This is a genomic window from Pseudoalteromonas sp. McH1-7 (assembly GCF_013366255.1).
GTDB classification, from domain to species: Bacteria; Pseudomonadota; Gammaproteobacteria; order Enterobacterales; family Alteromonadaceae; genus Pseudoalteromonas; species Pseudoalteromonas peptidolytica.
This window is the reverse complement of sequence record NZ_JABWPQ010000004.1, coordinates 216211-226453: the sequence shown is the minus strand read 5'-3', so window position 1 is coordinate 226453 and position 10243 is coordinate 216211. Positions and strand designations below refer to the sequence as shown.

Genomic DNA, 10243 nt, shown 5'->3' with positions numbered 1-10243 from the left:
TTTACCTTGCTTAGTTGCCAAATACTTGATCGTGGGCGCTTAGCAGTGCTTGCGCTTCTTTCTCGTAGTCTGAGAGCTCTTCTACATCTCCCGAAGTCTCTAAATCTGGCTGAGGCTCGTTTTCCATTGCCGCATCAAGTGCAGTGGATAAATTATCACTTTTCGATTCTGACTCAGCTTTGGGAGATACCTGCAACATTGCAACAGACTCAGTGGGACTCATGGCGCTGGATAATGCCAAGTGCATTGCTAACTTTTGCCGACCTTCAGCGTGTTCACTATTGAGAATTTCACCTATCCGTTGGCGCTCTAGCGTGGCTCCTTCAAGTTTTGCAGCATCAATATCAGCCTGCGTTAACTGCGCCTTGTTTGGCTTTTCTGAAGGTGTTGGATTTTCTTGCTTTTCTGACATGCTTACTCCAATTGAGTTGTTTGATTTAATGACATCAAGCAATATAGGAACAGCTTCATGTCCATTAACGAGTTTATTTGCAAAGCCGACATCAATAGCGGCCTGACCTGTGTAAACCTGTGCCTGCGTATCTAAAACCGCTGATTTACTCATGCCAATTCCGCTAGCAACTAGCTCAGCAAACTCATCGCGGGTTTTGTCTAGGCGAGATTGAATACTTTCTCTGATTTCAGGGGGTAATTTACTGTAGGGGTTACCATCAATTTTGTGATCGCCGGAGTGAATAAGCGTAATTTCCACCCCTTCCTCTTTGAGTTTGTTTTCAATTGAGCTATGAGCCACTACCACACCAACGGAACCCGCACGACCTGATTGTGTTATCCATCGTTCAGTACAAGCCGAAGCAAGTGCCATTGCTGCGCTGCACATGGTGTCATAGCACAGTGCATAAATGGGCTTCACTTCACGCAGTTTTTTAATCTGGTTTGCACAGTCAAAACAGCCTGCGCCTTCCCCGCCCGGAGAATCAATATCTAACATGATGGCTTTGATATTCGGATCAGCAATTGCGTCGTTCAGTCGGGCAGATATGCCATCGTAACCCGTCGCGCCTGACACTGGTTTGATGTAACCATATTTGTGCAACAACGTGCCTGACACAGGAAGTATGGCTAAACCATTGACGACCTGATAGGGACGGTCACGCTCTCTCGGCGAGCTGAAAGAAGATGACAGCTCAATCAACTGCTGCTCTTTTAGCTCGTTGCCGTTTACATCGATTAGCTGATTGACTCCTGCACGCAATGAGAGTGAGCCAAAAAATGTAGCAGCATAGTTAGGCTCTAATAATTGAGGTTGGTTACATGCCCGACTAAGAATATGTAAATAGGAATTGTCATGCTGCACTCTGTTGTTCTCCACTATCATTAGATGGATCAAAAGCCACTGCCTGCATCCAGCTTGGAGGCGGCAACCCTTTTGCTTTTCGTTCTTGGATTTCTCTGGCCTGCTGCTCGAAGATTTCTTGATAGTCTTCACCCATCAGTGCAAGCTCTTTCTCATAAGTGGACAACCCTGATTCAATTCGTAAGATCGCTTCTTTCACTTCTTTCAGACCATCAATAGATAGCCTTCCGGCGCCAATCCACTCACACCGCGTCCACGCTTCTTTTCGTTCGTAGAAGTTAAAGCGAGATTTTGGAGGGTTCAAAATTTTTCGGTGTAGGGCTTCTTCGAGCCAATTAGCAAAGACTAAAGAAGCAAATCGAGCGGCTATGGTTTTTCGTTTACCCATTGTGTAGCGGAATGACTCGTTAAAGCTGGCTCGCGCACTTGAATAATTTACTTTTGAATAGTCTCTCGCGATTTGTTCGTAACTCATCCCAAAACCAGAGGCAATAAACCGCAACATTGATGACTCTAATTCTGTAAACCCATTGTTTGCATTCTGGCTTTGCGTGAATTTGAGTTTTTCACCGGGGACTAGATGGGGGATTTTTGCCCCATTCATGCGAATATTGGCGGCTGCATGGTAATCGCCCATGTACGCCATCCACTTTTGCATTTGCTCAGCACCATTGCCGCCGCTAATAAGCTGGAACGCTTGCTCAGAGTCCAATTCTGACTCAATCACTGCTGCGTACATTGCGTTGATAATGGCATTTTGCAACGTCGTGTTTTGCAGGTGGCTCAAACTCTGCATTTGCTCCATCATTGAAAGCAAGAGATTAGCCCCTCTAGACTGTCCCGCTTCTAGAGGCTCAAATACATGGATAAATTGAGCTCTTCCCCATCGATTTTCCCGCGCTACAAATTTCCAACGCCCACTGTATCTATCCAGCTCCCCGTATTCATTAAAGGCATCTTGTTTCACCCAATACCCTAGCGCGGCGTTGTGACGATCAACCATAACCCCACCACGCAACCGATTGGTGTTCAGTTTTCCATTTGGATTTGATATGCGTTTAGGTGAAACCAACTTAATTGCGGTTTTAAACATAGCGGCGGGGCGTGTTACCCATTCACTGACAGCCATCCCTTCCCCATGATGGCAATGTGCGGCTGCTACTGCTCGAACTAACATGGTGAATGTTCGTTTACGCTCAGCGTCAATATAGCAATAAGGCGATTCGGCATACTCAATGAATGCTTGCTCTGCCTCTTTCATAAAGGCCCGAGCACCACTTTCTTCCATCCCCAGTAATTTATAATTTAAACGGTAACTAGGACGGAAAAGACTTCCCACCACATTATCAATGTGCATTTGAACGCCACCGTGTGCAATGGCATTATTTCTGACCAAATCATCAGCTCTAGCATTACCCATCTCAAGAGAAGGTAAAAGCGCGGCGTCAGCGGTGCGACTTGGTGGGGTCCAGTGCTTCATTTGCCCACCAAACCCAGCCCCACCACCAGTGTAACTTGCACAGTATTCAGATAAAGGCGTCATTCCATCAGGCGCTAGTAAATCACTCATAAACAAAAACCCATTGTACCGCGGCGTCTAATTGAGGCGCCGTTAATTAACATTTCTAACTCTTCGATATAGGCTTTTAAGTCAGATTTATTAGCTTGTGAAAACTGTGTAACACGCCCATTTCTTGAAAACGACACAACAGCCTGTCCCGTCATTAAATCGTGATAAGCCTGCTTTGCTTCTGAAAGCTGTTGTTTTAGTTCGTCTGTAATCATTGCGCACCTAACTTTTTCCCCAGCTCAGCAAAAGAGGCTGACGCCGCTTGCTGGACACTTTTTTCGGTTTTAAAAATGGAAAGATCGAGTGAAAATTTTTCTATTGAGACTTGCAGTGCTGCCAGTGCATAGTTGAAACAGTCTAGCGCTTCGTTCCGACGTCCTTCGTTGTCATAAACGAAGATCACACCCTGCTTGGTTTTTTTTGGCTTTCGGATTTCAGAAACGAGCTGCTTGCAGACATCTTCATTGCAAATCCGGTCATCTTCTGGCAGATGGATTGCTCGCTGTTCATAGAGTGGCACTTCAATATCAGCGTAAAAAATGTCTTTTGCTGTATCAGTACCGACCTGAACAATGTAGGTTCCTGTTTTTTTGTTAACCTGCATTGGCATAGTCTGCACTGGTTGTCCGTAACTGCTCGCACCACGACACGGTATAAAGCGAAGTAAGCCTATTCGTTTTGAGAGTTTGTAAACGGTCTCCGTCCTGTGACCTGCCAAATCCCAGCAAATACGAGAGATTTTCAACATTTCACCATCTTCACGCTGATAGCTTTTGTCGCAAAACTCAACCACCGCATCCTCAACTTCTTGATCTCGCGGATCACCCATGCAGATAAATCGGTCAATCAGATACTTTCGATTATCAGCAGTGAATCCCCAAACGTATCCCTCCATTCGATTGTCTTGTGTATCGCCGCCGCAGGTAAGGTAAACCACATCATTAGGGACTTGAGCCTTGTATTTTTCGCGGCGCTGTAGCAATACCTCATGATCAAGGCGCTTGGTGTTTACTGGATCAAAATGAAGACCTAGTGTTAAGTTAATAAACGCCTGTAGTTTGTCTGGATCACCTTTTATGTCTAACCATTCGCGTACTATTTCCGCCCAGCCTTCCGTTAGGTTGAGTGAATAAAGCGCGGAACATTTGATACCCACACGCCGAGGGGCTTTAACTTTGGCGCCAGCTTCATTGAAGAACGCTAACCCATCCTCGGTCCATATTGAGGTTTTTTCACAGATCCACCGCCCCGCCCCTTCCATGCGTGGCAAGTGGCGATACTCAATTTTGCCTCGCTTTTCTGACTCTTGGCACTTTCCATTTTTGCATAGGTAATAAGCACTAGCGGCTTTTGCTTCGCCACCTATTAAACCTTGCTCCCACTTCATACCAAACGGAGAGTCTTTGTCACCCCACTCAAGTGATTGAAGCGTGCCGCAATGTGGGCATGGAACATGAAATTTAAATACGGCGTCAGCTTCGAGCATTAGGCGCTCGATAACATCACCAGAGAAAACAACGGTAGAGCCAAAAATTGCCTTACCAAAGGCCGCGCCCTGTATCCGTTTTAGCAGGACTTTGAGGTTGTCACCTTCACCGCCATTAATCGAAAATGCACCGATTTCATCACCGACCACAACCTGCTTTGTCATGGCTCTAAAGTTGTTCGGACTTTCAGCGCCTCTTACATCGATTGAGAAACCTGTGCAGATTTTTTTCTTTTTAGTGTTGTTTTCGTTGTTTAGTGACCAATCAGGAAAGGCGCTCTGTATGGCTGGAACCACTGGCAATAGTGGGTCCATTTCATTGAGTACAAAATCTTTTGCTAGCTGATCGTTTGGTTGGTAAACCACCGAACTTCGTTTTTTATGAACACCTAGATACCATAAAGCGCCACACAACATTTTTGTGTAACCAAATCGAGTTGGTTTTTGAACAGTAATAATGTTTATCGCATCATTACCCATCATGTTTAAAATGGCTTTTTGTACTGGTTGCGTTGTCCAGCGTCCGGGTATTTGGCTTGATCCCTCTGGTAAGAAAAAGTGTTCATCACACCACTCAACCGCCGTTTGTGGTATCTGAGTTTTAAGCGGACTCAGCCCCCTCCTCACTGCTAACCAGATCGCTTGCTTCGTAGCTAGAGAGATCTGGTTCAATGTGTGCTACCTCATTTTTGCTAACAGCAATAATCTTTTGAATGACTTCAATGGCATCAGGGGGCATGTCGGGCCATGCCATTTTTAGCCTTGGTAAAAGCGCCTCAAGATTTGACGCCATCGCTACACTGACCAGCTCAAGCGTTCTTGTGATCAGCTCTATTGGCGCAAAACGTTTTTCTTTAACTTCAAGGTCAAATTCCTTGTGCGCTATGTCCATTTCACCTTTACGGATCTTGATCTTCTTTTCCGCTATTTCTAACGCCTTTTCATCACTTCCAAGATCTGACGTCGTAGAAGTAATTGCCCCATCTCGGTTTAATGACGAACAGGCTACCAACCACCTAGATATTGATTGATAGCAATAACCACTTCGCCCTTTGCTGGCGGGGAATCCGGGGATTTTTTGCCAATTTCTAATAGTGCGCTCATTTACATTAAAATAGGCTGCAACTTCACGCTGTGTTGCCATAGAAAAACAACCTTTTTTAGGTGTGAAATAGGTTAAAAAGCAGGCTTGATAAAGCGGAAACGGAAAAGCCCAAAAACGGCATTTTTTAAAAACGCGAGACAGCCCGTGTGTTTTCTACCCGCATTACTTAGGGGTACACCCAGAAAGGACCCTTTTATTTTCAGTCACTTAGACTTTAAGAGTTCGTCTAGTTTTTTGTCAATTGAATCCAATCTCTTTTCAATCCGCTTTTGATCTTCAACACGTTGAGCTTGAACATGTGATATTGATTGAGCATTAACAGCTATACGCTTATCCATATCAGATAATACCCATAGGCCTGATACAACAAGAGCCACTGTTGTAATGATATGAGCCACATTGATTTCTTTTTTCATGTGCCAGCTATTGTTGATTGTCGGTTGCGTCACTTGGTAACTCCTTTAATCTTTTCTACTGTGCGTAAGCTGGCTAGTCCTAACATGCCAAGCGTAAGTTCCATCATTACATCAAGTGGCAACTCAGGTGCGCCTATTTCTGGCCATAGCCATTGCAATATAGGATTGATGACAAATGAGAATAGAAAGCCTAAGCCACATACCCACATTAGAAATGGCCTAGCGCCTGCTACAAAAATACTACGGTGCGATGCTTGCACTTGATTAATCTGCGCTTGAATGAATGAATGCTTTGCAACTAACCGTGCTTTTAATAATTCATGGTTTAGCTCTTCTTCTTTACTCGTAAAAAGTTCATCAAGAATACTTCCCATTGCATCAATGGGACCAACAGCTTGAGGTGACAGTAGATTGCTCAACCAGCCCATGTAATACCTCCGACTAAATGAATAGAATTAAACCTATCGTTTTAACTATCTGCGTGATTATTTGTGCGTATGCTTTTATTCGCTCGGTTTTTGCTTTGTATTTCTCGAGCTCATCACTTTTTTGAGGTTCATTTTTTTGATTTAAATTATCATTAGACATGTTTTAAACTCCTAATTTTTATTAAATTAATTAGGAATTTAAAGGTGTTGAATTTCTCGGTTAACTAAGTTTTTTAAAAAATTTTACTACCAATCTCCAGAGCTCATTTGAATTGCAAGTTGCTGCGCTCGGATTGGCGTTTGCCTAGCCCATAAACTGTTGAGCATTTCCTCTGACGCTTGGTCGTACTTACCTATTTTCACAAGTGCCAATGTCTTACTGAACTTCAATAGGCCATTAAAGCCCAATTGATAAGCCATGTTGAGTAAAACGGCCTTCCGTGGCTCGTTTAGTTCCGTGTACCAGGAGAATGATTGCTTAAGCCTTGATTCGACTTGTTCAACTCGATGAACCAGTAATAGCTCTGCTTCATCTTCTGTTATTCCAGCTTCTACATTAAAACCATATCCAAATGTGAGTTTTCCTTCCGTACATTTGTAAATAGTGGGACTAAACCCTTCATGCACTTTTAATTGTTCAATTGATAACATGGTCATAATGTATAGGCCTTAATGGATTGCTAACTGTTTATTCTTTTGAGTGCTGCTTGATACCACTTAGGGTCTAGTTCGTAGCCGATAAAGCTGCGCCCTGTATTTTGACAAGCTACCCCCGCTGTTCCACTGCCAGTGAAGAAATCAACAACAAGACTTCCCTCTTGGGTGGTTTCGCATATCAGCTTTTCAAATAGTTGTACTGGCTTCTCTGCTGGATGGCCCGTCACCCTGTTTTGCGGTGCGACCTTCTTGCATTCCCATATATCAGAAAGCGAGCGGTTTGGTATCTCGGCATCTTTCATACCGACAAATACAACCAGCTCATAACGTGGTCTAAGTGCTTTCTTTGGCCCAGTGCCTAAACACTGTTTATCCCATACTAATACTGAAGTAATGGACAAGCCTAAATCAGCTAGCGCCTTTGTTATCACAGGCATTGAGCGCCAATTGCAGAAAGAGACTAGATAACCTGTATCTTTCAATATGCGCTTTGCTTGCTCAAACCATGACTTATAAAAATGAGCCACGTTCATCCAATCAGCCCAAGACCCAGTCCTCGACGGCTTACCTATACTGCTAGCACCTATCAAATATGGGGGATCTGTTAAAACTAAATCGACTGAGCTGTCTGGAATGTTTTTGCTTTCTTCTACACAGTCACCATTAACTATGGATATCTCTGTCATGCGTCACCTTTACTTCGTGACGCTCTTGGCGTTCTGTATTGATTATCTCTTTACAACGGGGGCATTTAATTTGCACCTTGCCGATTAAACGACAAAGCAATTTACCGCAAGTACATCTAACATCTTGCATATTTCACCTACAAAAAACCCGCTTAGAAGGCGGGTTGTTTTAGACAAGGTTTTTATTTAAGCAGCTCTCACAAGCTTAGTGAAATTATGGCACATTCTACGCCGAAGAAAACGACATATACTGTCGCATTTTACGACATTTAAGCACTTATACTGTTACTGCCTGCTCAAAAGCCCAGTTTCGGCTCTAAGTAGCCAAAAATCGACACTTGTAGCACTGTCAAAACCACCCCAAGCACATGCCTCCTTTAAGCTCATTCCCTTAACATACTTGGCGATTATCGCCTTTTTACACTCTGCTCTAAGTGCCTCTATTTTACCGGTGAGCAAAGCGATATGTTCAGGCGGGTTAATGCCATTTGAGCCGTGGCTATACAAGTGCGCATCTGAGCTGAACGAACCGCCTAACACGTGGTTTTCGTAAATTTTATGAGTACTCGACTTTTGAGCATAACCTTGCAACGCCTCTTTACTTGCCCAGTAACGCCCCCATAGTTTTAACTGAGCCCTAACTTGTTTTAGGTTTTCCATCTATTTCCCCACCTGTAGAACTTGTATGAGGCTGAGCTGGCATACTTGTTCAACTATTGCAGAAACAGTATCAAATGGCAGTTTACCTTTGTCACTTTCCCAGCGCTGAACAGTGCGAGGGCTTACGCCGTAAATTCGCGCCACATCTTCTTGGCTCATAGCTCTGAAAGTTCGAGCCACTTTGATTACTTGCCCACCTGTCATCATTCCACCTTAATTAAACCCTGCTGTAACCAAATAGACTGCGTTCTGATCATCCCTTCATATGCGCATTGGTCGGCATATTCTTTGGGTGTGATCCTTGTTACTCGATCAATTTCTTGATGGCACTCAAAGCAGCAAAATGCAGCGTGTATGTCATCGCACTTTTGACCGACACCTGACCCTTTTGCAACATGAGCCAAGACAACCGTGTCAGTTCTATTTCTGCATATACCTGGTACTCGGACTTGACACTCTTGGCCCCTTGCACTTTCTCTTAGCTTTTTACTTATTACGCTCACGCTGCTTTATTCCTATATCTAGTTGAGTACACAGCTTTCACCCTCTCCATATATTGCTAGCATGTATAACTCTTCTGGCCTTGGTAGAATTAGCTGTAAATATTCTGCACAATACATATCTAGCCACTCTAGATACTCTGAAAATTCTTTTGTTGTTAGCTTTCTAGTTCTTTTACGAACAATGATCGGCTCTTCTGCGCCAACCTCTAACACTCTCACTCCAAACTTTTTGCGCACTAAAACTTCGTGCACATCTTGTGAGCTATTTTCTTGTCCTAAATACTCTCTAAGGTGATCTGCAATTACTTGGTTCCACATCCACATTAATCGGTTCTGAGCAGTTGAGCGCTTGGCTTTATGCTCTTTAAACTCAACAATAACGTCTTTACCAGATTCAACGACTTGCCTGATCATCGCGCCGAGCGCAGGCATAGTGTTTACGTAATTTCTTATTGTTAGAACTTTTTTCATCGTTAACTATGCTCACCTTTGCATCGCTTGTTGGTATGTTGTTTCTAAAGAGTCATTGAGAGAAAAGCCTGCTGAAGCCGGTATCTTTTTTGAATGCTTAAAGTTACCGGGGTTTGCTTGCACATCATTAGCGCTTCTCAACCGTTTAAACTTCTCTTTTTGTGCAATAGGCGCGTTTTTCTTCTGCGCTGCGACTTCTTTTTTATCTTTAATGTATTGTGTAACGCTGGGAACACCGAAAGCCGAAGCATGTTGAAGCATCACCCTATTAGCGCATGCTCCCGCTAAATTAATGTCTCTCGCTGTTGGATTTTCAATGCCTGCTAAATAACCCTCTTTTGCAGCGCGAGCTTGTTTAACCGCTTCACTGTATTTATCTCGCAAAATTTTCTTTAATGCTGCGATAAACTCTTTTTGGTCCTTCTCGTATGATTTCAAAGCTCATTCTTCCTCTGTATCGTTAGCAGCCGTCTTAACTTCGATGCGATATTCATACAGACGCTTGGTGCCTTCCCTAACACGCTTATGCTTTATAACCGTGCTGCTCTCTTCAACATTTCGCCATCGAGCCGACATAGCACAAGGCGTGTCTTTTTTCTTGTAGAGCAATTTGCTTGCATCGCATATTTCTTCAAGTGTCCAATACTCAGGACCAGTTATAATTGCTTCTAAGCGATCTTGCTGTTTCATGCCGCTTTACTCGCCTTAATTGCCTTTTTAGCCATAACCATATGAAGTAGCTCAAGGAACTGACCGTTACAACGGATCACTGGCTTCACTTCGCATTGATGGTTAAGGTCCGTGAGAAAGCTCGAGCCGTCAGGTTTTACAAAAAGACGACTTTTACATATTTGAGCACTTTCAAGAGTATATTTTCTTCCATTCCTTTCTAACCTAAAGCGTGAACCCGCTGGCAAATGTCTTAGCTGCATTTAGTCACCTC

The 10243-nt window shown here is 43.6% G+C and carries 16 protein-coding genes; all 16 read right to left on the bottom strand.

Features of this window, described 5'->3' with window-relative positions:
- Positions 1 to 10 precede the first annotated feature (10 nt).
- The 16 genes from HUZ36_RS21665 to HUZ36_RS04480 all read right to left on the bottom strand — a co-directional run bounded on the left by HUZ36_RS21665 (position 11) and on the right by HUZ36_RS04480 (position 10232).
- A complete protein-coding gene (locus HUZ36_RS21665) occupies positions 11 to 1318 on the bottom strand; it encodes a S49 family peptidase (RefSeq protein WP_176032133.1) in 1308 nt (435 codons plus the stop codon).
- Entirely contained in the window at positions 1308 to 2888 is a 1581-nt protein-coding gene (locus HUZ36_RS04550; protein WP_176032132.1) for a phage portal protein, read from the bottom strand. Before HUZ36_RS04550 ends, HUZ36_RS21665 begins: the two co-directional genes overlap by 11 nt.
- Positions 2885 to 3103 (bottom strand): gpW family head-tail joining protein, encoded by a 219-nt coding sequence (gene gpW / locus HUZ36_RS04545; RefSeq protein ID WP_176032131.1) that lies wholly within the window; start codon positions 3101 to 3103, stop codon positions 2885 to 2887. Before gpW ends, HUZ36_RS04550 begins: the two co-directional genes overlap by 4 nt.
- Positions 3100 to 5046 carry a terminase gpA endonuclease subunit gene (locus HUZ36_RS04540; RefSeq protein WP_176032130.1) on the bottom strand — a complete coding sequence of 649 codons (1947 nt, stop codon included), beginning with the start codon at positions 5044 to 5046 and terminating at the stop codon, positions 3100 to 3102. The genes gpW and HUZ36_RS04540 overlap by 4 nt, the downstream gene beginning before the upstream one ends.
- Positions 4976 to 5518, bottom strand: coding sequence for a hypothetical protein (locus tag HUZ36_RS04535; protein ID WP_176032129.1), 543 nt, complete (start codon positions 5516 to 5518; stop codon positions 4976 to 4978). Before HUZ36_RS04535 ends, HUZ36_RS04540 begins: the two co-directional genes overlap by 71 nt.
- Before the next feature lie 164 nt (positions 5519 to 5682).
- Entirely contained in the window at positions 5683 to 5928 is a 246-nt protein-coding gene (locus tag HUZ36_RS04530; protein WP_368659785.1) for a hypothetical protein, read from the bottom strand.
- Positions 5925 to 6323 carry a 3TM-type holin gene (locus HUZ36_RS04525; protein ID WP_176032128.1) on the bottom strand — a complete coding sequence of 133 codons (399 nt, stop codon included), beginning with the start codon at positions 6321 to 6323 and terminating at the stop codon, positions 5925 to 5927. The genes HUZ36_RS04530 and HUZ36_RS04525 overlap by 4 nt, the downstream gene beginning before the upstream one ends.
- Positions 6324 to 6569: 246 nt before the next feature.
- On the bottom strand, positions 6570 to 6980 hold the full coding sequence (locus tag HUZ36_RS04520) for a glycoside hydrolase family protein (protein ID WP_217704584.1): 411 nt from the start codon (positions 6978 to 6980) through the stop codon (positions 6570 to 6572).
- Positions 6981 to 7003: 23 nt separating this feature from the next.
- Complete coding sequence (locus tag HUZ36_RS04515) at positions 7004 to 7666, bottom strand: DNA-methyltransferase (RefSeq protein ID WP_176032127.1); 663 nt, start codon at positions 7664 to 7666, stop codon at positions 7004 to 7006.
- Between the two features lie 285 nt (positions 7667 to 7951).
- Positions 7952 to 8326: a hypothetical protein gene (locus HUZ36_RS04510; protein ID WP_176032126.1), complete on the bottom strand. Its 375-nt coding sequence runs from the start codon at positions 8324 to 8326 to the stop codon at positions 7952 to 7954.
- Entirely contained in the window at positions 8327 to 8533 is a 207-nt protein-coding gene (locus HUZ36_RS04505) for a helix-turn-helix domain-containing protein (protein WP_176032125.1), read from the bottom strand.
- Positions 8530 to 8829 (bottom strand): nuclease domain-containing protein, encoded by a 300-nt coding sequence (locus HUZ36_RS04500; RefSeq protein ID WP_176032124.1) that lies wholly within the window; start codon positions 8827 to 8829, stop codon positions 8530 to 8532. Before HUZ36_RS04500 ends, HUZ36_RS04505 begins: the two co-directional genes overlap by 4 nt.
- A gap of 18 nt (positions 8830 to 8847) precedes the next feature.
- Positions 8848 to 9300 carry a recombination protein NinB gene (locus HUZ36_RS04495; protein WP_176032123.1) on the bottom strand — a complete coding sequence of 151 codons (453 nt, stop codon included), beginning with the start codon at positions 9298 to 9300 and terminating at the stop codon, positions 8848 to 8850.
- Between the two features lie 12 nt (positions 9301 to 9312).
- On the bottom strand, positions 9313 to 9738 hold the full coding sequence (locus tag HUZ36_RS04490) for a hypothetical protein (protein WP_176032122.1): 426 nt from the start codon (positions 9736 to 9738) through the stop codon (positions 9313 to 9315).
- Positions 9739 to 9741: 3 nt separating this feature from the next.
- Positions 9742 to 9990 (bottom strand): hypothetical protein, encoded by a 249-nt coding sequence (locus tag HUZ36_RS04485; RefSeq protein WP_176032121.1) that lies wholly within the window; start codon positions 9988 to 9990, stop codon positions 9742 to 9744.
- Entirely contained in the window at positions 9987 to 10232 is a 246-nt protein-coding gene (locus HUZ36_RS04480) for a hypothetical protein (protein WP_176032120.1), read from the bottom strand. The genes HUZ36_RS04485 and HUZ36_RS04480 overlap by 4 nt, the downstream gene beginning before the upstream one ends.
- Positions 10233 to 10243 lie beyond the last annotated feature (11 nt).

Coding starts and splice junctions, on each gene's coding strand:
- HUZ36_RS04550 (WP_176032132.1), bottom strand. CDS start 2,888: ATGAGTGATTTACTAGCGCCTGATGGAATGACGCCTTTATCTGAATAC.
- gpW (WP_176032131.1), bottom strand. CDS start 3,103: ATGATTACAGACGAACTAAAACAACAGCTTTCAGAAGCAAAGCAGGCT.
- HUZ36_RS04535 (WP_176032129.1), bottom strand. CDS start 5,518: ATGGCAACACAGCGTGAAGTTGCAGCCTATTTTAATGTAAATGAGCGC.
- HUZ36_RS04525 (WP_176032128.1), bottom strand. CDS start 6,323: ATGGGCTGGTTGAGCAATCTACTGTCACCTCAAGCTGTTGGTCCCATT.
- HUZ36_RS04520 (WP_217704584.1), bottom strand. CDS start 6,980: ATGACCATGTTATCAATTGAACAATTAAAAGTGCATGAAGGGTTTAGT.
- HUZ36_RS04515 (WP_176032127.1), bottom strand. CDS start 7,666: ATGACAGAGATATCCATAGTTAATGGTGACTGTGTAGAAGAAAGCAAA.
- HUZ36_RS04510 (WP_176032126.1), bottom strand. CDS start 8,326: ATGGAAAACCTAAAACAAGTTAGGGCTCAGTTAAAACTATGGGGGCGT.
- HUZ36_RS04505 (WP_176032125.1), bottom strand. CDS start 8,533: ATGATGACAGGTGGGCAAGTAATCAAAGTGGCTCGAACTTTCAGAGCT.
- HUZ36_RS04495 (WP_176032123.1), bottom strand. CDS start 9,300: ATGAAAAAAGTTCTAACAATAAGAAATTACGTAAACACTATGCCTGCG.
- HUZ36_RS04485 (WP_176032121.1), bottom strand. CDS start 9,990: ATGAAACAGCAAGATCGCTTAGAAGCAATTATAACTGGTCCTGAGTAT.
- HUZ36_RS04480 (WP_176032120.1), bottom strand. CDS start 10,232: ATGCAGCTAAGACATTTGCCAGCGGGTTCACGCTTTAGGTTAGAAAGG.